Here is a 21,978-nt window from a genome sequence, read left to right as displayed (position 1 = left end):
GGGTACACGCCGAGCAGGACCAGCGCGCAGCCGACGTACACGTCGATGGTGAAGACCGCGAGCGGCGACACCAGGTCCCAGCCGTGCGTCGCCACGGCGGCGCCGATCAGGCCCAGGGTGCCGAGCGGAGACAGCCGGCTGATCCACCACAGCACGGTCTTGGATCACTGCGAGGAAGGACTCGGCGAACCGGAGGAACGGCTCCGCCCTCTCGCCGGTCCTGAGGACCGCGACACCGATCAGCAGGGCGAGCACGACGATCTGGAGCACGTTGAAGTCGAGCGCGACCGCGCCCTCCTCGTACGACGGCGGCCGGCAGAAGCGTGTTCTGCCGGCCGCCGGTGATCGCCGAGGAGGGTCAGGCCTCGGCGTACGCCTCCTCGTGCTGCTCGACCGCGCGGGACTTCCGCTCCTGGGCGACGGCCCAGGCGATCCCGGAGATCCACAGCACCGCGACGACCGCGGCGAGGAGGCCGACCGTGATGCCGGTGGCGCCCAGCGCCTCGGCGATGGTCTTGGTGTTGGTGAGGACGATCAGGCCGCCGGCCGCGACACCGAGGACACGGGCCGGGAGGTGCCGGACCAGCCACGCGGCGATCGGCGCGGCGATGACACCACCGGTCAGGAGCGCCAGCGCGTAGTCCCAGGGGATGCCCTGGCTGCTCAGGGCGATGAGGAAGCCCAGCGACCCACCGACGGCGACCACGAACTCCGAGGTGTCGATCGAGCCGACGACCTTGCGGGGCTCGAGCCGTCCCGAGGACAGCAGCGTGGTGGTGCCCACCGGGCCCCAGCCGCCGCCGCCGATCGAGTCGAGCGTGCCGCCGACCAGTCCCATCGGGACCAGGAACTTCGCACCCGGCCGGGCCTTGAAGGAGGGCCGACGACCGCCGAGCAGGAGGAACCGGTAGATGACATAGAGGCCGAGCGCCAGCAGCAGCCCGGCGACCCACGGCTTGGCCGTATCGGCCGGCAGGCTCGACAGGAACGTCGCGCCGGCGAAGGCACCGATGAAGCCCGGGACGGCGAGGGTGCTCACCGTCTTCCAGTCGACGTTGCCGAGCCTGTGGTGGGAGAAGCCGGACACCAGCGAGGTACCGATCTCGGAGAAGTGGACCGCAGCGGAGGCGGCCGCGGGCGCGATGCCGGCAGCGAGCAGCAGCGTGGACGAGGTGACGCCGTACGCCATGCCCAGCGAGCCGTCGACGAGCTGGGCAAGCAGCCCCACGACGCCCAGGACGATGAGCTTACGCATGAATGACCCTTTTCTATGTGTCCAGCAAAGTCGCTAGAACAAGTAGAAATAATGCATTGGGTAGTCTCCGAGGTCAAGTCGACCGGAGCACTCCGCGCGCCGCGTCGGGCAGGATGAGCCCATGACCCGGCTGTCGGCGTGGCTGGAGGGGCTCAGCGCACTCCAGATGCTCCTCCTCCTGCTCGCCGTGCTGTTCGGCATCTCGGTCGGCGCCCTGTTGTTCGGAGCCCTGCTGGTGCGGTTGGGCATGCGCCGACCCACGGTGGTGGCCCGGGCCTCGAGGCTGGCCGAACGAGTCCTGTTCCTCGTGAAACGGCCGCTGACGATCGTCGTGCTCGACGAGGTGACGACGGTGCTCCAGAAGGGCCACTACACCAGGAACATCTCCGACGCCATCGAGGACAACCACGACGACCTCAAGGCGCTGATCGCGGAGAAGGTGAAGCAGGATCCCAATGTGCGCCTGATCGGGCGGCTCCCGGGGTACGACGCGATCGTCGGTGAGGTCACGGAGACCACGCTCCGGGTGGTGATCGAGATGCTCGCTGATCCGCGCACCGACGAGCTGATCAACGACCTCTTGCGGATCAACCTCGACCAGATCAAGCAAGCTGTCCGCGACCACGAGCACGAGGGGTTTGCTTCCCGAAAGGACCCGCCGGACCCCACCGCTTCGCCCCAGCCCCTCCGGTGACAGCACGCACCTGAACGATCGCCTCGGTACGGTGACCGGCATGCGTCGTCGTACGCCACGGGCACGGGACCTCGCACCGCTGCTGCGTTTCAAGCGGCCCACGTGGTCGGCCAAGGAGCGAAGGCTCTCGCGAGCACTCACGGTCGAGGACCTGCGCCGGGTGGCGAAGCGGCGTACGCCGCGGGCGGCCTTCGACTACACCGACGGGGCGGCCGACGGGGAGGTGTCGCTGGCCCGGGCACGCGAGGCGTTCGCCGACGTCGAGTTCCGCCCCGCAATCCTGCGCGACGTCTCGAGCGTCGACACCTCCCGGGACGTGCTCGGCCGACGTGCCGCCGTGCCGTTCGGGATCGCGCCGACCGGCTTCACCCGGATGATGCACGCCGAGGGCGAGATCGCCGGCGCCACGGCCGCGGCCGATGCCGGCATCCCGTTCTCGCTGTCGACGATGGGCACCACCTCGATCGAGGACGTCGCCGCCGCTGCACCCCACGGGCGCAACTGGTTCCAGCTGTACATGTGGAAGGACCGGGACCGCTCCATGGCCCTGGTCGAGCGGGCGGCGCGGGCGGGCTTCGACACGTTGCTGGTCACGGTGGACGTGCCGGTCGCCGGTGCTCGACTCCGCGACGTGCGCAACGGCATGACCATTCCGCCGACCCTGACGCCGCGCACCGTCGCCAACGCCATCCCGCGGCCGGCGTGGTGGATCAACTTCCTGACCACCGAGCCGCTGGCCTTCGCCTCGCTCGACTCGTGGTCGGGCACCGTGGCGGAGCTGCTCGACACGATGTTCGACCCGACCGTCACCTACGACGACCTCGCCTGGATCCGGGACCAGTGGTCGGGGAAGGTCGTGGTCAAGGGGGTGCAGACGGTCGACGAGGCACGGCGGTGCGCCGAGGTCGGTGTGGATGCCGTGCTGCTGTCCAACCACGGCGGGCGACAGCTGGACCGGGCACCGGTGCCGTTCCACCTGCTTCCCGAGGTGGTCGCCGCGGTCGGTGACGACGTCGAGGTGCACCTCGACACCGGCATCATGTGCGGCCAGGACGTGGTGGCAGCAGTGGCGCACGGGGCGCGGTTCACGCTGGTCGGACGGGCCTACCTCTACGGGCTGATGGCGGGCGGCCGCGACGGGGTCGACCGGGCGATCGAGATCCTGCGCGGCCAGGTCGAGCGCACGATGCGGCTGCTCGGGGTGAGCAGGCTCGACGAGCTCACGCCGGACCATGTGGTGATGCTGCGGCGGCTCGTGCCGCGCCAGCGCTGAGCAGCGACCGAGGCGTCGCCGTCGTACCGATCTGCACAGACCTGCTGGGCGAGTCTGCTGGCGGGCGAAGGCCATCAGGTTCACCGCGGGGGTCGACGGCACCACTGCCACGCGGCATCGTGGGCAGCGCCAAAGCCTCGACCGAGGAGCGCCCATGACCGCACCTGCCACGTCGTCGACGACCCTGGACGCCGACGAGCTCGCCCTGCTCGATGCCTGGTGGCGGGCGGCGAACTACCTCAGCGTCGGGCAGATCTACCTGCTCGACAACCCGCTCCTCCGCCGCCCGCTGGAGGAGGACGACGTCAAGCCCCGGCTTCTCGGCCACTGGGGCACGACGCCCGGCCTCAACCTCCTCTGGACCCACCTCAACCGGCTGATCCGCGAGCGTGACGTGGACGCGATCTTCCTGGCGGGGCCGGGTCATGGCGGCCCCGCCGCCGTCGCCAACGCCTGGCTGGAGGGGACCTACAGCGAGGTCTACCCCAGCGTCGGCGACGACGAGGAGGGGATGCGGCGACTGTTCCGGCAGTTCTCCTTCCCCGGGGGCGTTCCCAGCCATGTGGCACCCGAGACGCCGGGGTCGATCCACGAGGGCGGAGAGCTCGGCTACGTCCTCTCGCACGCCTACGGCGCGGCGATGGACAACCCGGACCTGGTGGTCGCCGCGGTCGTCGGCGACGGCGAGTTCGAGACGGGGCCGCTGGCGGCCTCGTGGCACGCCAACAAGTTCGTCGACCCGGTGCACGACGGGGCGGTGCTACCGGTGCTGCACCTGAACGGTTGGAAGATCGCGAACCCGACCGTGCCGGCGCGGATACCGCGGGAGGAGCTGGAGAGCCTCCTGCGCGGCTACGGGCACGAGGTCATCACGGTCGAGGGTGACGACCCCGCAGCTGTACACCGGCAGCTGGCCGCAGGGCTCGACCACGCCCATGACCGGATCCGCGAGATCCAACGGGCGGCACGCGAGGACGGCGACCTCGAGCGTCGCCCGTGGCCGATGGTGCTGCTGGTGACCCCCAAGGGCTGGACGGGTCCGGCACAGGTCGACGGGGTGCAGGTCGAGGGGACGTGGCACTCCCACCAGGTGCCGCTGGCCGCGACCAAGGAGAACGCGGAGCACCGCGCGCTGCTGGAGCAGTGGCTGCGCTCGTACCGCCCTGAGGAGCTGTTCGGGTCGGACGGCCGGTTGCGGCCCGAGCTGCGCGCGCTCGCCCCGACCGGGATCCGCCGGATGAGCGCGAACCCGCACGCCAACGGCGGACTGCTCCGGCGCCCGCTGGACCTGCCCCACTTCACCACCGCGGCAGTCGAGGTCTCCGAGCCGGGAGGCTCGATCCACGAGGCCACGCGCGTGCTCGGCACCTGGCTCGCGGAGGTGGTACGACGCAACCCCGACAACTTCCGGATCGTCGGGCCTGACGAGACCGCGTCGAACCGCCTCGACGCGGTCTACCAGGTCACCGACAAGGTGTTCGCGGGCGAGCTGCTCCCGATCGACGAGAACCTCGCGAGAAGTGGGCGGGTGCTCGAGATCCTGTCGGAGCACACCTGCCAAGGATGGCTCGAGGGTTACCTGCTCACAGGCAGGCACGGCCTCTTCAGCTGCTACGAGGCCTTCATCCACATCGTCGACTCGATGCTCAACCAGCACGCCAAGTGGCTCAAGACCACTCGCACGCTCGAGTGGCGGCCGCCCATCGCGTCGCTGAACTACCTACTCACCTCGCACGTGTGGAGGCAGGACCACAACGGCTTCTCCCACCAGGATCCCGGCTTCATCGACCACGTGGTCAACAAGAGGGCGGAGGTGGTCCGCGTGTACCTGCCGCCCGACACCAACACGCTGCTGTCCACCATGGAGCACTGCCTCGCGAGCACGCACTACGTGAACGTCGTGGTCGCCGGCAAGCAGCCCCAGTTCGACTGGCTCACGGCCGAGGAGGCAGATCTCCACTGCGCCCGCGGGGTCGGCGTCTGGGACTGGGCCTCCACCGGCGGCGACGACCCGGACGTGGTCCTGGCCAGCGCCGGCGACGTGCCGACCCTCGAGGCGCTGGCCGCGACCAGCCTGCTCCGAGAGCACCTCCCCGACCTCGCGGTGCGGTTCGTCAACGTCGTCGACCTGATGCGCCTCCAGGACGAGCGGGAGCACCCGCACGGCCTCTCGGACCGCGAGTTCGACACGGTCTTCACCCAGGACCGGCCGATCATCTTCGCCTACCACGGGTACCCGTGGCTGATCCACCGACTGACCTATCGACGGACCAACCACGGCGGGCTGCACGTCCGGGGCTACAAGGAGGAGGGGACGACGACCACGCCGTTCGACATGGTGATGATGAACGACCTCGACCGGTACCACCTGGTGATGGACGTGATCGACCGGGTGCCCGGGCTGGGCTCGCGCGCCGCGAGCGTGCGGCAGCTGATGGCCGACACCCGGCGGCGGGCGCGGGCCCACACGCGTGAGCACGGGGACGACCTGCCGGAGGTACGCGACTGGACGTGGTCCGCTTCAGCACACCCGAGCGAGGCGAGGTCACCGTCGACGACGGCACGGCCGCGCTCGCCCGCCGACGAGAACTGACCGACCTGGTCCGGGTCAGGCGTCCAGGAGCTCGGCAGCCTGCTGCGCGATCGCGAGCTCCTCGTCGGTCGGGACGACGAGCACCGTGACACCGGAGTCGGGTGTGCTGATCACCCGGGGGCCCTCGAGCTCCGCGTGGTTGCGCACCGGGTCGATCTCGACGCCCAACGCGACGAGTCCCGCCAGGGCGTCTGCCCGCAGCCGCGGGACGTTCTCGCCGATCCCACCGGTGAACGCGATCGTGTCGGCGCCGCCGAGCACGGCGAGATAGGCGCCTACGTATTTGCGCAGCCGGTGGCAGTAGACGTCGTAGGCGAGCCGGGCGCTGCGGTCCCCCGCCTCCAGGGCCGACTCGAGGTCGCGGAAGTCGCTGCTGCCGGTCAGTCCCTGGAGGCCGCTGCGATGCTGCAGAAGGCCGTCCAGGGCGTCGACGTCCAGGCCGGCGTGACGCAGGAGGTGGATCAGGGCACCGGGGTCGATGTCTCCGCTGCGGGTCCCCATGACCAGCCCCTCGACCGGCGTCATGCCCATGCTGGTGTCGACCGGACGACCACCCTTGACCGCCGCGGCCGAGGCGCCGTTGCCCAGGTGGAGGACGATCTGGTCGAGGTCGACCGCGGGGCGGCCGACGTAGCGCGCGACAAGGCCCGTGACGTACTGGTGGCTGATGCCGTGCATGCCGTAGCGACGGACCTCCTCCTGCAAGGCGAGGTCGCGGTCGATCGCGTACGTGCGGGCCGCCTCCGGCAGGTCCGCGAACCACGCCGTGTCGAAGACCGCCACCTGCGGCAGGTGGGGGAACGCCTGCCGGGCCCGCCGGATCCCCTCGAGTGCGGACGGGTTGTGCAGCGGGGCCAGCCGGGCGAGCTGGTCCACGGACGCTTCGAGACGGTCGTCCACGAGCGCCGGTCCGCGGTGCCGCGCGCCTCCGTGCACGACGCGGTGGCCGATCGCGGTCAGCCGGCTGTCGAGACCCGAGCGCGTGATGTCGGTGACGACCCGGTCGAGCGCCGCGCCGTGTCCGGCGTCACCGACGCGGTCGACGTGACCGCCGGCGACGCGCTGCCCGGCGGGGACGGCGATGACCTGGTACCGGAGGGAGGACGAGCCCGCGTTGAGGACCAGCACCAGCTGGTCACGCCGCTCGACCACCCGGGTCAGCCCAGGTCGTCCAGGGCCTCCGCCACCCGGCGGTGGGCCTCCCAGATCGCCTCGGGGAGCCGGTCGAACTGCTTGAGGTGGTCCTCCCGGAAGCCCATCTCGTCGCGCCAGCGGGGCACGTCGATGTCGAGCAGCGTCGCCAGGTCGTCGGCCGCGACGTTGCAACCGTCGAGCACCAGCTCCTCCTCGGTCGGAAGGATGCCGACCGGCGTCTGCCGACCGGTGACCTCGCCGTCCTTGAGCTGCATCAGCCACAGCAGCGGCCGGAGGTTGTCGCGGTAGCCGGGCCACAGGAAGTGACCGTCCTCGGGGTCCTTCTGGAACCAGTTGACGTGGGCGAAGATCGGCTGCTCCTTGGCAGCCCCCACGATCCGGAGCCAGTGGGCGGCGTAGTCGCCCTCGGCGTACGACATGAAGGGGCGCATCGACATCGGGTCGTAGCGCAGCTGCCCGTCGACGCCCTCCGCGGCGAAGGTCGCCTCGGCACCGAGGGTGAGGCCGTCGTACACGCCCTCGGCGAGGTCGGTGATCGCGCGGATCAGGGGCTCGCGGTCGGACGTGCGGCCGCCGAAGATGATGCCGTCGATCGGGACGCCGGCCGGGTCCTCGAAATCGGCGGCGACGTTGGGCACGTTCGCCAGCGTCGTCGTGAACCGGCTGTTGGGGTGGGCCCACGGCGAGTCGTCGCGGTCGGACCGGTCGGAGAGCTTCTCGCCCTTCCAGTCGTGCCAGCCCTCGAGGTCGGCGGGTGGGTTCTTGGTCTTGCCCTCCCACCAGACCTCGTAGGTCTGCTCGTTCCAGGCGACGTTGGTGAACAGCACCTGCGTGCCCTCGGCGACCGACTCCAGCGCCGTCGGGTTGGTCGTCTCGTTGGTGTCCTTCGCGACTCCGAAGACGCCGAACTCCGGGTTCATGCCGTAGAGGCGGCCGTCCTCGGGATCGACCCAGAGCCAGGCGATGTCGTCGCCGTAGAACGACACGTGGTAGCGGTCGCCGAGCCCGTCGGGTGCCAGCATCATCGCCAGGTTGGTCTTGCCCGAGGCGCTCGGGAAGCCGCCACAGATGTGCCACGTCTTCCCGGTCTGCTTGTCGGTGATCCCGATCAGCATGAACTGCTCGGAGAGGAACTCGCGCGACACCCAGCCGTCATAGGCGGCCTGTCGCAGGCCGTGGGCGATCTTGCCGAGCAACGCGTTGCCGCCGTACGACGAGCCGAAGTGGAGGATGGTCCGCTCGTCGGCGACCGTCACGAAGTAGCGCTGGTCGTCGGGCGTGCCCTGGCCGAGGTTCTCGAGGTCGCCGGTCACGTGCACCGCTCGCACGAACGTGTCGGGGTCCTCGAGGTCGTTGATGAGGCTGATGCCGACCCGGGCCATCCGGATCATGTGCAGCACGACGGTGCGGTTGTCCGTGAGCTCCACGCCGGCGGCGTACTTCTCCAGCGGCGAGCCCGGCGGCGACATCAGGTACGGGATGACGTACATCGTCTTGCCGGCGTACTGGCCGCGCATCCGCTCCACCAGCAGCGGCTTCATCTCCTCGGCCGGGCGCCAGTTGTTGTAGACGCCGGCGTCGGAGGGGTTGCTGGTGGCGACGATGGTGCGCTCCTCCGAGCGCGCGGTGTCCTTGTAGTAACTGCGCGAGTAGTAACGACCCTCGCCCGCGGGCTGGATCTCCCCGGCGGCGAGCGACTCCTCGATCAGCCGGGCGTCGTCGGCGGCGCTGACGACCTCGATCCGCTCCGGTCCGAGCACCTGCGCCCAGTGCCCTACGTACTCGCGCACCGCCTGGTTGGTGAGCCCGGCCGCATCCAGTGCCGCGTCGACGTCCGTCATCTCGCCCGCCTCTCCGCCCCGAGCCGGCAGGCCGGGGTCATTCTGGTACCGGCACCGTACAAGTCAGGGTCGGGGCCCCGACAGGGGCTCTGGTCCCGACCTCCGCAGCCGCGACCCTAGCCGCGACGTTCGAGCACTCGCGGTACGACGGCGAGCAGCGTGACCGCCACGACCGCGGCCGCACCGCCCACGGTCAGCGCCGCCGGGCGGGACACCACCACGTCGAAGATCAGGGTCAGCATGCCGACCACGAGGAGCGCCACCCCGACCAGCGTCGCCATCATCGCGACCTGAGCGGCCTGCACGACGCGGTGCTTGATGTGCTGGCCCGACAGGTGCCGGTGGACCGAGACCGGGGTCATCACGCACAGCGTCGTGAGACCGGCGACCGCCATCATGCCCAGGAACAGGCCGCGCTGGAAGCCATCCAGGTCCGCGAACTTCGCCTGGAAGGGGAGAGTGAGCAGGAAGCCGGCGAGCAGCTGGACGCCGGTCTGCATCACGCGCAGCTCCTGGAGCTGGTCCTCCCACTTGCGGTCGAGCCGCTCCTGCTCGGTCTCGTTCCGACCGGTCTGGTCGTCCTTGGCCATCCCGGGAGAGTAGTGGGCGGGCGCGCCCGGTCGCACGGAATCACCTGTAGGGGTGCTTGTCGGCCTCACGGGTCGGTGGAAGGTTGGCGAGACCGGTCGCCGCCCGTGCGGCCGGTCACGGGAGGGACACCTGATGGCCTTGTTGCTCTGGATCCTGGCAGTGATCCTCGTCATCAGCGGCATCGTGACGCTGATCCGCGGGGGCGTTCTCTGGGGAGTCGTGCTGATCATCCTCGGCCTGCTCGTCGGGCCGGGAGGCGTCAGCATCTTCAACGTCTAGAGGCTGCTACAGAGTCGCGGCGCGACAGCCGCGCCGTGGGAGGACGGCGGCGGACCGCTTCGGGGGTCCACCGCCGTCCTTCTGTCTGCGTGATCCCTGTGATCGCGCGGCGACGCCCGCTGTCTGCGCGATCTCCTATGTTGGGGCTGTCGTCGGACGTGGCAGGAGAGGAGGTCGTCGCGCGTGGCGCTGCACCTCCATCGGGCCGAGCGCACGGATCTGCTGGCCGACGGGCTCGCCGAGCTGCTCTCGACACCGCTGAGCGACCCGTTCGAGCGCGAGGTGGTCGTGGTTCCCGCCAAGGGGATCGAGCGGTGGGTGGCGCAGCGGATGTCCCACCGGCTCGGGACCGGCGGGCGCGGCGGTGACGGGGTCTGCGCCGGGGTGCGGTTCCTCAGCCCGCACTCCCTGGTGTCGATGCTGCTCGACCGCGAGCGCGACGACCCGTGGGAGCCGGACCAGCTGGTGTGGCCGCTCCTGGAGGTGATCGACTCCTCGCTCGACGAGCCGTGGGCAGCGGCGTTGGCGACCCACCTCGGCCACGGGCAGACCGGCGACGACGCCGAGCTGCGGCAGAACCGCCGGTGGTCGGTGGCTCGGCGCGTGGCAGGGCTGTTCGCGTCGTACGCGCGACAGCGACCGCAGCTGGTCACGGACTGGCGCGAGGGCCGCGACACCGACGGCGCGGGCGGCGAGCTCGCAGCCGATCTGCGTTGGCAGCCCGAGCTCTGGCGCCGGCTGGTCGCCGGACTCGGCATCCCCACTCCGGAGGAACGGCACGCCGAGACCGTCAGCCGGTTGAAGCAGGGCGGCGACGGGCTCGACCTGCCGGGTCGGTTGTCGCTGTTCGGCCACACCAGGCTGCCGATCACCGAGATCCGCCTCGTCCACGCCCTCGGTCGGCTGCGCGACGTACACCTCTGGCTGCCGCAGGCCTCTCCGTCGCTCTGGGACGACCTGGCGGCGAACCTCGCCCCCGGCCCGGTACGACGCCGCGACGACGAGTCGGCCCGGTTCGTCGGCCACCCGCTGCTGGCGTCGCTGGGCCGCGACGCCCGCGAGCTGCAGCGCTCGCTCCTCGGCGTGGTCGACCATGACGTCGCGGTGTCCTCGCCGCCCGAGCCGCCGACGACCCTGCTGGGTCACCTCCAGGCCGACCTGCGCGCCAACCACGCGCCGACGCCGGCCGAGCGTGCGACGCGCACCCTGGCGCCCGACGACCGGTCGGTCCAGGTCCACGCGTGCCACGGCTCGCACCGGCAGATCGACGTGCTCCGCGAGGTGCTGGTCGGGCTGCTCCAGGACCGGCCCGACCTCGAGCCGCGCGACATCCTCGTGATGTGCCCCGACGTCGAGACCTATGCCCCGCTGATCGAGGCCGGGTTCGGGCTCGGCGAGGTGGTGGCCGACGCTCACCCGGCCCACGGTCTGCGGGTCCGGCTGGCCGACCGCGCCCTCAGCGCCACCAACCCGCTGCTCGCGCTCGCCACCCGGCTGGTGGAGCTGGCCGGCGGACGGATCACCGCGACCGAGGTGCTCGACCTCGTGGCGCGCGAGGTGGTGCGTCGGCGCTTCCACCTCGACGACGACGACCTGAGCCGGATCGCGCACTGGATCGGCGAGTCCGGGGTGCGGTGGGGGCTCGACCAGGAGCAGCGGGCGGCGTTCGCCATGGAGGGCTTCGGCCACAACACCTGGCGGGCCGGGATCGACCGGATCCTCGTCGGCGTCGCCATGTCCGGCGACGACCTGCGCCACCTCGGCACCGCGCTCCCGCTCGACGACGTCGGCAGCAACGACATCGCACTCGCCGGACGACTGGCCGAGCTGTGCGACCGATTGGCGCGCTGCGTGACCTCCCTCGGCACCGCGAGCACCGTCGATGAGTGGGTGGCCGCCGTCGGTGACGCGGTCCGGTCCCTCGGCGACGTACCACCAGACGACGCCTGGCAGGTCGCGCAGTTCGAGCGCGAGCTCGCTCGCACGCTCGACGCCGCCGGCGGCACCGGGTCCGTGCTGCGGCTCGCCGACGTCCGGGCGCTGCTCGCCTCGCGGCTGGCGGGCCGCCCGACCCGTGCGAACTTCCGGACCGGCACACTCACGGTCTGCACGATGGTGCCGATGCGGTCGGTGCCGCACCGCGTCGTGTGCCTGGTCGGGCTCGACGACACGGTCTTCCCCCGCACGCAGTGGACCGACGGGGACGACGTGCTCGCCCGCGACCCCCTGACAGGCGAGCGGGACGTCCGCAGCGAGGACCGCCAGCTGCTCCTCGACGCCGTGCTGGCGGCCCGCGACACGCTCGTCGTCTGCTACACGGGGGCCGCCGAGCACTCCGGTGCCGTGCGGCCGCCGGCGGTGCCGCTGGGCGAGCTGATCGACGCGGTCGAGGCCACCGCCGACGGGGTCGACGTGGTCGTACGGCACCCGCTGCAGGCGCACGACCCCCGCAACCTCGAGGCAGATCGGCTCGGAACCCCCGACCCGTTCTCCTTCGACCGGGCCGCGCTCGCCGGCGCTCGCGCCGCGGTCGGCGAGCGCGCTCCCGCTCCACCGTTCCTCGACCGGCCGCTACCGCCGCCACCGCCGGGCGACGTCAACCTCGCCGACCTGACGCGGTTCCTGCTCCACCCGGTGCGGGAGTTCCTGCGCGGCCCGATGGCGCTGGCCACCGCCCTGGAGGCCGACGAGGTCCACGACCGGATCCCGATCGACCTTGACGGCCTGGAGAGGTGGGCGATCGGCGACCGGTTGGTCACCTCGCTGCTCGATGGTGCCGACGCCGAGAGCGTGCTGCTCGCGGAGCAGCTGCGGGGAACCGTTCCACCGGGACGGATGGGTCGCGAGGCGCTGGAGGCCATCTGCGTCGACGTGCAGGGCCTCCTCGACGAGACGGCCGAGCTGCGGCAGGGCGAACCGCGCACGGTCGACGTCGACGTCGACCTCGGAGGCGGGCGACGGCTCACGGGCACCGTCTCGGGAATCTACGGCAACGCCCTCGTCGCGATCGGCTACTCCCGGCTCGGGCCGAAGCACCGGCTGACCCGGTGGGTCGACCTGCTCGCGGTGAGCGCCGCGTTCCCCGACGAGTCCTGGTCCGCGCACACCGTCGGCCGCGGCCGCGGCGGACCGTCCCGCGCGCTCGTGAAGCCATTGGACCATCGGGCGGCGATCTGGCTCGCCGACCTGGTCGCGCTGTACGACGCCGGCCGGACCCGGCCGCTGCCTGCCCCGCTCAAGACCGCGTGCCGCTGGGCGGAGGCGCGCGCGGCCGAGCTGCTCGGGAACCCGACGTCACCACTGACCGCGGCCGAGCGCGAGTGGACCACCGATCCCCACAACACGTACGGCATCACCGGCGAGGACGCCGACCCGTGGCACGTGAAGGCCTTCGGCGCCTCGGCACCACTGTCGGACCTACTTGCAGCCGGCCTGGGCGACCTCGCCTGGCGGATCTGGGAGCCACTGGTCACCGGCCAGGAGCGGGTGGGGCCGCTGTGAGCACGTTCGACATCACCGGCCCGCTACCGACCGGGACCACCCTCCTCGAGGCCAGTGCGGGCACCGGCAAGACCTGGACCATCGGTGCGCTCGTGACCCGGTTCGTCGCCGAGGGCGAGGCGCTGCTCGAGCAGATGCTGGTGGTCACCTTCGGGCGGGCCGCCAGCCAGGAGCTGCGCGAGCGGGTGCGTTCGCAGCTGGTCGCGGCCGAGGCGGCACTCGCCGACCCGTCGTCGGTCTGCGACCCCGACGACCTGATCGGGCTGTTGCTCGACGCCGACGAGGCCGAGCTCGACCTCCGACACGCGCGGATCCGGCAGGCGCTCGTCTCGTTCGACGCGGCGACGATCGCGACCACGCACCAGTTCTGCTCGATGGTCCTCGACTCACTGGGGGTCGCCGGTGACAGCGACACCCGGACCACGCTGGTCGAGGACCTCTCCGAGCTGACCGACGAGGTCGTCGACGACCTCTACCTGCGGGCGTTCGCCTATCGCGACGAGCCGCCGCTCTTCACTCGTGCCGTGGCGGGTGAGATCGCCCGATCCGTCGTCACCGACCCGCAGGCGCGGATCGAGCCGGCGACGGCCACCCCGGACTCACCTGCCGGTCGCCGGGTCGGCTTCGCCGAGGCGGTCCGCACCGAGCTCGACCGGCGCAAGCGGCTGCGCGGCATCCTCAGCTACGACGACCTGCTCACCCAGCTCGCCCGAGCCCTCGACCGCGACGACTCACCGGCCCGCGCGCGGATGCGCGGACGCTGGAAGATCGTGCTGGTCGACGAGTTCCAGGACACCGACCCGGTGCAGTGGCAGGTACTCGACCGGGCCTTCAGCGGCCACGCCCGGATGGTGCTGATCGGCGATCCGAAGCAGGCGATCTACGCCTTCCGCGGTGGAGACGTGGCGACGTACCTCGACGCCAAGGGCACGGCCGCCACCACCCAGAGCCTCGGCGTCAACTGGCGGTGCGACCGGCCGCTGCTGAAATCTTTGCAGGCGATGTTGCACGGTGCGCAGCTCGGGGACGAGGAGATCGCCGTCCACGAGGTCGATGCCCACCACGCCGAGGGACGGCTGGTCGGCGCGCCCGAGCAGGCCCCGCTGCGGCTGCGGGTCGTGCGACGCGCGGAGCTCGGGCGACGGGGCAGCAAGCCGCTGTCGATGGCCGAGGTGCGCCCGTACGTCGCGGAGGACCTCGCGGCCGACATCCGCCGGCTGCTCGCTGCCCGGCCCACGTTCGACGGCCGGCCGCTCGAGGCCGGTGATGTCGCCGTGATCGCCTACCGACACGGCGACCTGGCCGCGGCCCGCGACGCGCTCCACGCCGTGGGCATCCCAGCGGTGATCGCCGGCGGTGGCAGCGTGTTCGCGACCCCCGCTGCGCTCGAGTGGCTCACCCTGCTGGAGGCGGTCGAGCAGCCGCATCGAGTGCCGCGGGTGCGCGCCGCCGCGCTCACGCCGTTCCTCGGGGAGACCGCGGCCGGCCTGGTCGCGGGCGGCGACCAGCTGACCGACCGGATCGCTGCCCGGCTGCGCGACTGGGCCGAGATCTTCGCGTTGCGCGGCGTGGCTGCACTGATGGAGTCCGCGTCCGCCGACGGGCTGGCCGCGCGGGTGCTCGGCCGGGTCGACGGTGAGCGCCACCTCACCGACCTACGGCATCTCGGGGAAGCGCTCCACGAGACCGCGCTGCGTGACCGGCTCGGCGTCGTGGCGCTCACCGCCTGGTTGCGCGACCAGATCGCCGAGGCCGACACTCCGGGCCGCACCGACCGCACCCGCCGGCTCGACAGCGACGCCGCGGCGGTCCAGCTCGTGACGATCCATGCCAGCAAGGGGCTGGAGTACCCCGTCGTCTACCTCCCCTCGCTCGCCGACCGGTTCGTCCGAGCACCCGAGCTGCCGCTGTTCCACGACGATGACGGCCGTCGCTGCCGGTACGTGGGCGGGCCTGACGGTGACGGCTTCTCGCACGCCGTCCGGCGTGCCCAGGAGGAGGAGGCGGGCGAGTGGTTGCGGCTGCTGTACGTCGCGATGACGCGTGCCCAGTCGCAGGTCGTGGCCTGGTGGGCGCCCAGCCGCAACGCCCCTGCGTCCCCGCTCCACCGGATGCTGCTCGGCCGCGGCCCCGGCGAGCCCGTCGTACCCACCACGGTTCCGACCGGGCCCGACGACGACGCCGTGGCAGCCTTCACCCGGTGGCGCGACGTCGGCGGCCCGTCGCCGGAGGTGGCCCGTCCGGCGCCACCGGGTGCCGAACCTCCGGCGGCCCCGGTGCCCGACCTCGAGGTCCGGACGTTCACCCGCGCGATCGACGCCGACTGGCGCCGTACCTCCTACTCAGGCCTGACCACGGCCACCCACCACCGCGACCCGGTCGAGGTCGGCGTCAGCAGCGAACCGGAGGAGACACCGCGCGACGACGAGGTCGACCTGGTCACCGATGCGGAGGCTTCGCCCGAGTCACCGCAGTCGCCGATGTCCCGGCTGCCGGTCGGCGCGACGTTCGGATCGCTGGTCCACGCCGTGCTCGAGCACACCGATCCCGACGCCTCCGAGCGGGGCGGCGACCTCGTCGCGGAGCTGCGCCACCACCTGACCGAGCAGCTCGTGCGGTGGCCGGTCGAGCTCGATCAGGACGCGCTCGTGGCGGCCCTGGTCGCTGTGTGCGACACCCCGCTGGGCCCGCTCACCGGTGACCTCACCCTGCGGCGGCTACCGCTCGCCGACCGGCTCGCGGAGCTGGAGTTCGAGCTCCCGCTCGACGGCGGCGACGACCGCAGCCGAGTCACCGGAGAGGTCCGGCTCGGCGATCTGGCCGAGCTGCTGCGCCGCCACCTCCCCGAGGGCGATCCGGTGCGCCCGTACGCCGAGCGCCTCGACCACCCCGCGTTGGGCGACCAGCCGCTGCGTGGCTACCTCACCGGGTTCATCGACCTGACGCTGCGGGTCGACGGCCGGTACTTCGTCTGCGACTACAAGACGAACTGGCTCGGCGCCGGTAGCCCCGCCGACCCCGACTTCGTGCTGCGCGCCCACGACTACGCACCACCCGCCCTGATCGAGGCGATGGGTCACTCCGACTACCCGCTCCAGGCCCTGCTCTACTCGCTCGTGCTCCACCGCTACCTCCGGTGGAGGGAGCCCGACTACGACCCCGCGCGGCACCTCGGGGGCGTCCTCTACCTCTACCTGCGGGGCATGTGCGGACCCGAGACGCCGGTCGTCGACGGGCATCCGTGCGGTGTGTTCTCGTGGCGGCCCCCGGCTTCGCTGGTGACCGCGCTGTCCGACCTGGTCGACGGGAGGACGAGGCCATGACCGAGCTGTTCGAGCCCACCGACGCTGCAGACCCTCGGCTGGCGGCGACCGCCGACGGACTGCTGGGGAGGTTCAACGCCGCCGGACTGCTGACCTCGGCGGATGTCCACGTGGCTCGGCGGCTGACCGCGCTCGCGGGCGACACCGACGAGCTGGTCGCGCTGGCGGTCGCGGCGGCGACCACGGTCATCCAGCGCGGCTCGGTCGGCGTCGACCTCGCCGGTGCCCACGAGCTCGCCCCCGACCTGCCCTGGCCCGACCCCGCCGCGTGGCACGACGCCGTCGCGGCGTCCGCCCTCGTGGAGCAGGGTGGACTGCGACTGGCGCACGGACTGGTCTACCTCGACCGCTACCACCGGCTCGAGGAGCAGGTCTTCACCGACCTGACCGACCGTGCCGACCGGCCGCCGCCCGAGGTCGACGAGCCCGCCCTGGCGCGGGCACTGACGCGGGTCTTCCCCGACGACCAGTATGCCGAGCAGCGGGACGCCATCGCGGCCGCGGCCCACCGCTGGACGACCGTGCTCACCGGCGGTCCCGGCACGGGCAAGACGACGACCGTCGCAGGGCTCCTGGCGGTGCTCGCCGACCAGGCGGCGGTGCGGGGGCACCGGCTCTCGATCGCGCTGGCGGCTCCCACCGGCAAGGCGGCCGCCCGGCTGCAGGAGTCGGTCGACCACGAGACCGCGCGGTTCCCAGCCGGCGACCAGGCCCGACTGGCCGGGCTGGAGTCCCTCACCCTCCACCGACTGCTCGGGTTCCGGCCCGACAACTCCACCCGGTTCCGGCATCACCGCCACAACCGCTTGAAGTACGACGTGGTGGTGGTCGACGAGAGCTCGATGGTGGAGCTGATGCTGATGGGTCGCCTGCTCGAGGCGCTGCGGCCCGACACCCGGCTGATCCTGGTGGGTGACCCCGACCAACTCTCGTCGGTCGGCGCCGGCGCCGTCCTCGGCGACCTGGTGAAGGGTTACGCCGCGCGCGCGGACTCACCGGTTGTGGCGCTGACCACCAACCACCGGTACGGCGAGGAGATCGGCCGGCTCGCGGTGGCGCTGCGCGACGGCGACGCCGATGCCGTCATGGACGTGCTGCGGGCCGGCGGCGACCGGGTGTCGTTCGTCGAGACCGACGACGCCGAGCCTGTTCTCAAGCCGGACCTGGTCGAGGCGGCCACCGCGCTCCGCGCGGCCGCTGAGGCGGGCGACGACGCAGCCGCGCTGGCCGAGCTCGACCGGCACCGGCTGATCTGTGCCCACCGCGACGGACCACGCGGGGTCGCCCACTGGAACCGTCAGGTGGAGCGCTGGCTGGCGCAGGCGACCGGCCAGGACTTCTGGCCACGGTGGTACCCCGGCCGGCCGGTCCTGGTGACCAGCAACGACTACGGCCTCGGCATCTACAACGGCGAGACCGGAGTCGTCGTCCGTCGTCCCGACGGGGAGCTGCGCGGCCTGATCCCGAGCTCCGGTGGCACGGTGCTCGACTTCGCCACCACCCGGCTGGCCGAGGTCGAGACCATGCACGCGCTCACCGTCCACAAGAGCCAGGGCAGCCAGGTCGACCACGTCACCGTGCTCCTGCCAGCCGAGGACTCCCGGCTGCTGGGCCGCGAGCTCTTCTACACGGCCGTCACCCGGGCCCGGCAGTCGGTGCGCGTGGTCGGCACCGAGGCCGAGGTGCGCGCAGCGGTCGCCCGGAGAGCGGTACGCGCCACCGGCCTCGCCGAGCGGCTCCGGACCCAGGATCCGGGAGGCGAAACCTGACCGCAACGTGGGTCATCTAGGGTCGAAGCGTGCCCTTCCTGCTCCGTGTCTCCTTGCCGGACGTCCCGGGTTCCCTCGGGCGACTGGCGTCCGCGATCGGCGAGGCTGGGGGCGACATCGAGGCGATCGAGATCGTCGAGAAGCGCTACGACGGCACTGCGGTCGACGACGTCTTCCTGGAGATGGTCGACGGCGCGATGCCGGACTCGATCGTCTCCGCCTGCACCGAGATCGAGGGCGTCAAGGTGCTCTGGATCAGCCGGTACGCCGCGGGCGGCAACGTGTTCCTCGACCTGGAGGCGGTCGAGGACCTCACCAGTCACCGAGCGGGTGCAGTCAACCGGTTGGTGGACCTGATGCCGGTGGTGTTCCGCGCCGACTGGGCCGTGCGCATGCACCGGACCGGCGGGATCGTCCGCGCGACAGAGGCGGCGCCCAGCTCGCTGGCCTGGGTCGACCTGCCGGAGGAGCGGATGCTCGAGCTCGACGGCAACCTGGTCACCGGCTGCGCACTCGGCGCGGACGAGGCGGTGCTGATCGGGAGGCACGGGGGCCCGGCCTTCCTGGCGTCCGAGCAGGCGCGGCTCGAGCACCTGACCAACCTCGCCCGCACCATCGCCGGCTGACACCTCGCGAGCCGTCACTTGTGCTTGTTCAGAACGCGCCGAGCCGTCACTTGTGCTTGTTCAGAACGCGCCGAGCCGTCACTTCGTGCGGTCGGGAAACACCTGCCCGCAACAGGGCGTCGGGATGGACAAGCTCCAGCGACGGCTCGCGCGGTTTGCGACGCTGCACAAGTGACGGCTGGCGGGGTTGCGAAGCTGCACGAGTGACGGCTGGCGGGGTTACAAAGCTGCACAAGTGACGGCTCGCGGGTCAGCGGACGGAGCGGATCCGGGTGACCAGGACCGAGCCGAGCAGGCTCACCAGGAACGCGAAGCCGTAGACGGCGCCGTAGCCGACTGACCACTCCTCGCCGTACGTCGCCACGGAGCCGCCGGCCGAGCGGACCGCGATCACGATGACGCCGGCGAGGATCGGCGCCAGGACCTGCGGCAGGGCGTTCGCGATGTTGATCACGCCGAGGTCCTTCGCGCGGTGGGCCGCGGCCGGCAGCACCTGGGTGATCAGCGCGAAGTCGACCGCGGTGTAGATGCCGTAGGCGCAGCCGAGCACCACCGCGGCGGCCACGGCGGCCGGCCAGGTCTGCGGGATCGCCAGCACGAGAGCCGCGGCACCGGACACGATGCCGGACCAGACGACGAAGATCTTGCGCCGGCCCAGTCGGTCACTCCAGTGCCCGAAGACCGCGGTGGTCACGACCGTGGCGACGGCGTACAGGGCGGTCAGCACCAGCACCCGGTCGTCGGCCTCGTCCTCGCTGACGCCGAGCCCGTCGGTCACGTAGAACAGCAGGTACAGCGTTCCGATGTAGTTGCCGAGGTTGACGAGGAACCGGGTGATCCACGCCCATGCGAAGTCCGGGTGCTCACGCGGCGAGATCCAGAACGACCGCGCGAAGCGCCGCAGGTCGAACGGCTCGGGCCGGTATCCCTCGGGCAGCGCGACGTCGCGGGACCACAGCGCGTACGGCGTCGTCAGCACCACCAGCCAGAGGATGGTGGCGAGGTAACCCGCGGCGATGCTCCCCGTGGCGCTCGCGATCCCCACCCCGGCGACGATGCCGACTGTCTGCGCGATCGCGACCAACCCCCCGATCAGTCCGCGGCGATCGACCGGGACCTGGTCGGGGATGGAGGCCATCACCGCGGCGTACATCGCGTTGAGCGCGGCCTGGACGCCGCACCATGCGAGCAGCATCACCGCCACCGTGTCCGCGGTCGACAGCAGGCCGAGGCACAGCGAGCCGCCGACCGCGCCGCCCAGCACCCACGGGAGGCGGCGGCCGCGGCGCCACGTCGTCCGGTCGGAGAACGCCCCGAACAGCGGGTTGCAGATCGTCGAGACGGCCGCCCCGACGCCCAGCACCAGCGACAGCACCGCCTCCTTGTCGCCGGGGGCGATGGCGCGCGCCTGCTCCGCGAGCAGCACCTGGATCGGGCCGAACCAGCCCGACATGACCCCGAGGTTCACCAGCGCCAGCGCGAGCACCCACCGTGCCGGCGGCGTCACCGTCGGCTCAGCCAGCGCGGACGGCACGGTCTGGGTCACCGGCACATTCTGGGGCCGGCGAGCCCGCTTGTCAGCGACGCGCTGTCAGCTGACGCGTTCGAGCAGGAAGACGGGAATCAGCCGGTCGGTCTTCTTCTGGTACTCGCCGTACGTCGGCCAGGTCTCCACCGCGCGCGCCCACCACTCGTCACGCTCGGGGCCCTCCGGCAGCTCGCGGACCGTGTACGTCGCCTTGTCGCCGCGGTCCTGCAGCTCCACCACCGGGTGGGAGCGGAAGTTGTCGGCCCAGACCGGGTCCTTCGGCCCGCCGCCGTACGACGCGACCGCGAGGTAGCGCCCATCGTGCTCGACCCGCATCACCGGGTTCTTGCGCAGCTTGCCGCTCGACGACCCCACCGAGGTGATCACCACGATCGGGTCACCGGTCCTGGCCAGGACGTTGGCGCGCTCACCGTTCGAGGCCTCGAACTCCGCGACCTGGTCTCGCACCCACTTCGCCGTGCTGGGCTCGTACTCGCCTTGCAGTGCCGTGTCGTGTTGAAGTCCCATGTCCGCTACAACACCAGCTGCCCCGGCTCGATTCCGGGCCGCTCCCTCCTGCCGATAGCGTGCCGACCCATGAGTGCGATCGACGGCGTGTCGGACACCTTCGACCCCGGCCAGTGGGATCCGGTGCCGGGCTTCGAGGACCTCACCGACCTGACGTACCACCGAGCGAAGGCCCACGGCACAGTGCGCGTCGCCTTCGACCGGCCTGACGTGCTCAACGCGTTCCGGCCGCACACCGTCGACGAGCTGCTGCGCGTCCTCGAGCACGCACGCACCAGCTCTGACGTCGGGTGCGTCCTGCTGACCGGCAACGGGCCGAGCGCCAAGCACGACACGTGGGCGTTCTGCACCGGCGGCGACCAGCGGATCCGCGGCCGCGCCGGCTACCAGTACGCCGAGGGGGAGACCGCGGAGACCGTCGACAAGGCCAGGCTCGGCCGGCTGCACATCCTGGAGTGCCAGCGCCTGATCCGGTTCATGCCCAAGGTCGTGATCTGCCTCGTCAACGGCTGGGCGGCCGGAGGTGGCCACAGCCTCCACGTGGTGTGCGATCTGACTCTGGCCAGCCTCGAGCACGCGCGGTTCAAGCAGACCGACGCGGACGTCGGGTCGTTCGACGGCGGCTTCGGCTCGGCGTACCTCGCACGCCAGGTCGGTCAGAAGGTCGCCCGCGAGATCTTCTTCCTCGGCCAGGAGTACTCCGCCGAGGACGCCGCCCGGATGGGCGCCGTCAACCGCGCCGTTCCCCACGCCGATCTCGAGGCGACCGGCCTGGAGTGGGGACGGCTGGTCAACGGCAAGAGCCCCACCGCGCAGCGGATGCTGAAGTACTCCTTCAACCTGATCGACGACGGCCTCGTGGGCCAGCAGCTCTTCGCGGGCGAGTCAACACGGCTGGCCTACATGACTGACGAGGCCGTCGAGGGGCGTGACCAGTTCCTGGAGAAGCGCGACCCCGACTGGTCGCCGTACCCCTGGTACTACTGATCCGGAGCGTTTCCGCACGTCAGCGGCGTGTCGGG

The 21,978-nt window shown here is 71.6% G+C and carries 15 protein-coding genes; 9 read left to right on the top strand and 6 right to left on the bottom strand.

Going from position 1 to position 21,978, the window contains the following annotated elements; all coding sequences use genetic code 11:
* Positions 1–358: 358 nt before the first annotated feature.
* Positions 359–1,255: a sulfite exporter TauE/SafE family protein gene (locus VFZ39_RS11225; RefSeq protein ID WP_330865839.1), complete on the bottom strand. Its 897-nt coding sequence runs from the start codon at positions 1,253–1,255 to the stop codon at positions 359–361.
* 121 nt (positions 1,256–1,376) lie between these two features.
* Here VFZ39_RS11225 and VFZ39_RS11220 point away from each other — a divergent pair, with 121 nt between their 5' ends.
* From VFZ39_RS11220 to VFZ39_RS11210, 3 genes are all read left to right on the top strand, one after another.
* On the top strand, positions 1,377–1,949 hold the full coding sequence (locus VFZ39_RS11220) for a hypothetical protein (protein ID WP_330865838.1): 573 nt from the start codon (positions 1,377–1,379) through the stop codon (positions 1,947–1,949).
* Positions 1,950–1,989: 40 nt separating this feature from the next.
* Positions 1,990–3,222, top strand: a complete 1,233-nt coding sequence (locus tag VFZ39_RS11215; protein ID WP_330865837.1) for an alpha-hydroxy acid oxidase — start codon at positions 1,990–1,992, stop codon at positions 3,220–3,222.
* 154 nt (positions 3,223–3,376) lie between these two features.
* Positions 3,377–5,815 carry a phosphoketolase family protein gene (locus VFZ39_RS11210; protein ID WP_330865836.1) on the top strand — a complete coding sequence of 813 codons (2,439 nt, stop codon included), beginning with the start codon at positions 3,377–3,379 and terminating at the stop codon, positions 5,813–5,815.
* 15 nt (positions 5,816–5,830) lie between these two features.
* On the opposite strand, the gene VFZ39_RS11205 is transcribed toward VFZ39_RS11210, so the two are convergent.
* The 3 genes from VFZ39_RS11205 to VFZ39_RS11195 form a co-directional block, all read right to left on the bottom strand.
* Positions 5,831–6,967 carry an acetate kinase gene (locus tag VFZ39_RS11205; protein WP_330865835.1) on the bottom strand — a complete coding sequence of 379 codons (1,137 nt, stop codon included), beginning with the start codon at positions 6,965–6,967 and terminating at the stop codon, positions 5,831–5,833.
* Between the two features lie 5 nt (positions 6,968–6,972).
* Positions 6,973–8,811 (bottom strand): phosphoenolpyruvate carboxykinase (GTP), encoded by a 1,839-nt coding sequence (locus tag VFZ39_RS11200; RefSeq protein WP_330865834.1) that lies wholly within the window; start codon positions 8,809–8,811, stop codon positions 6,973–6,975.
* A gap of 116 nt (positions 8,812–8,927) precedes the next feature.
* Positions 8,928–9,401 (bottom strand): DUF6328 family protein, encoded by a 474-nt coding sequence (locus tag VFZ39_RS11195; protein WP_330865833.1) that lies wholly within the window; start codon positions 9,399–9,401, stop codon positions 8,928–8,930.
* Between the two features lie 133 nt (positions 9,402–9,534).
* Here VFZ39_RS11195 and VFZ39_RS11190 point away from each other — a divergent pair, with 133 nt between their 5' ends.
* The 5 genes from VFZ39_RS11190 to VFZ39_RS11170 all read left to right on the top strand — a co-directional run bounded on the left by VFZ39_RS11190 (position 9,535) and on the right by VFZ39_RS11170 (position 18,900).
* Positions 9,535–9,681: a GPGG-motif small membrane protein gene (locus tag VFZ39_RS11190; protein ID WP_330865832.1), complete on the top strand. Its 147-nt coding sequence runs from the start codon at positions 9,535–9,537 to the stop codon at positions 9,679–9,681.
* A 183-nt stretch (positions 9,682–9,864) separates the two neighbouring features.
* Positions 9,865–13,182: an exodeoxyribonuclease V subunit gamma gene (gene recC, locus VFZ39_RS11185; protein WP_330865831.1), complete on the top strand. Its 3,318-nt coding sequence runs from the start codon at positions 9,865–9,867 to the stop codon at positions 13,180–13,182.
* Positions 13,179–16,505 (top strand): UvrD-helicase domain-containing protein, encoded by a 3,327-nt coding sequence (locus tag VFZ39_RS11180; RefSeq protein WP_330865830.1) that lies wholly within the window; start codon positions 13,179–13,181, stop codon positions 16,503–16,505. Before recC ends, VFZ39_RS11180 begins: the two co-directional genes overlap by 4 nt.
* Positions 16,502–18,274 carry an exodeoxyribonuclease V subunit alpha gene (recD, locus tag VFZ39_RS11175; RefSeq protein WP_330865829.1) on the top strand — a complete coding sequence of 591 codons (1,773 nt, stop codon included), beginning with the start codon at positions 16,502–16,504 and terminating at the stop codon, positions 18,272–18,274. The genes VFZ39_RS11180 and recD overlap by 4 nt, the downstream gene beginning before the upstream one ends.
* Before the next feature lie 29 nt (positions 18,275–18,303).
* The gene (locus VFZ39_RS11170; RefSeq protein WP_330865828.1) at positions 18,304–18,900 is read left to right on the top strand and encodes an ACT domain-containing protein; all 597 of its coding nucleotides are present in this window, start codon (positions 18,304–18,306) and stop codon (positions 18,898–18,900) included.
* 250 nt (positions 18,901–19,150) lie between these two features.
* Here VFZ39_RS11170 and VFZ39_RS11165 read toward each other — a convergent pair whose 3' ends face one another.
* Together VFZ39_RS11165 and VFZ39_RS11160 are read right to left on the bottom strand one after the other, a co-directional pair.
* A complete protein-coding gene (locus VFZ39_RS11165; protein WP_330865827.1) occupies positions 19,151–20,446 on the bottom strand; it encodes an MFS transporter in 1,296 nt (431 codons plus the stop codon).
* 45 nt (positions 20,447–20,491) lie between these two features.
* Complete coding sequence (locus VFZ39_RS11160; protein ID WP_330865826.1) at positions 20,492–20,956, bottom strand: nitroreductase family deazaflavin-dependent oxidoreductase; 465 nt, start codon at positions 20,954–20,956, stop codon at positions 20,492–20,494.
* Between the two features lie 69 nt (positions 20,957–21,025).
* Here VFZ39_RS11160 and VFZ39_RS11155 point away from each other — a divergent pair, with 69 nt between their 5' ends.
* Positions 21,026–21,943 (top strand): 1,4-dihydroxy-2-naphthoyl-CoA synthase, encoded by a 918-nt coding sequence (locus tag VFZ39_RS11155; protein ID WP_330865825.1) that lies wholly within the window; start codon positions 21,026–21,028, stop codon positions 21,941–21,943.
* Positions 21,944–21,978: the final 35 nt, after the last annotated feature.

Origin of the sequence: Nocardioides sp. (assembly GCF_036374615.1) — a bacterium.
GTDB lineage: Bacteria > Actinomycetota > Actinomycetes > Propionibacteriales > Nocardioidaceae > Nocardioides.
The sequence above is the reverse complement of the archived record's forward strand: the minus strand, read 5'-3'. Positions and strand labels throughout refer to the sequence as shown.

Excerpts from the sequence above, each read along its gene's own strand:
- VFZ39_RS11210 (WP_330865836.1), top strand. The coding sequence starts at position 3,377 with ATGACCGCACCTGCCACGTCGTCGACGACCCTGGACGCCGACGAGCTC.
- VFZ39_RS11215 (WP_330865837.1), top strand. The coding sequence starts at position 1,990 with ATGCGTCGTCGTACGCCACGGGCACGGGACCTCGCACCGCTGCTGCGT.
- VFZ39_RS11220 (WP_330865838.1), top strand. The coding sequence starts at position 1,377 with ATGACCCGGCTGTCGGCGTGGCTGGAGGGGCTCAGCGCACTCCAGATG.
- VFZ39_RS11225 (WP_330865839.1), bottom strand. The coding sequence starts at position 1,255 with ATGCGTAAGCTCATCGTCCTGGGCGTCGTGGGGCTGCTTGCCCAGCTC.
- VFZ39_RS11200 (WP_330865834.1), bottom strand. The coding sequence starts at position 8,811 with ATGACGGACGTCGACGCGGCACTGGATGCGGCCGGGCTCACCAACCAG.
- recD (WP_330865829.1), top strand. The coding sequence starts at position 16,502 with ATGACCGAGCTGTTCGAGCCCACCGACGCTGCAGACCCTCGGCTGGCG.
- VFZ39_RS11160 (WP_330865826.1), bottom strand. The coding sequence starts at position 20,956 with ATGGGACTTCAACACGACACGGCACTGCAAGGCGAGTACGAGCCCAGC.
- VFZ39_RS11155 (WP_330865825.1), top strand. The coding sequence starts at position 21,026 with ATGAGTGCGATCGACGGCGTGTCGGACACCTTCGACCCCGGCCAGTGG.
- VFZ39_RS11190 (WP_330865832.1), top strand. The coding sequence starts at position 9,535 with ATGGCCTTGTTGCTCTGGATCCTGGCAGTGATCCTCGTCATCAGCGGC.
- VFZ39_RS11195 (WP_330865833.1), bottom strand. The coding sequence starts at position 9,401 with ATGGCCAAGGACGACCAGACCGGTCGGAACGAGACCGAGCAGGAGCGG.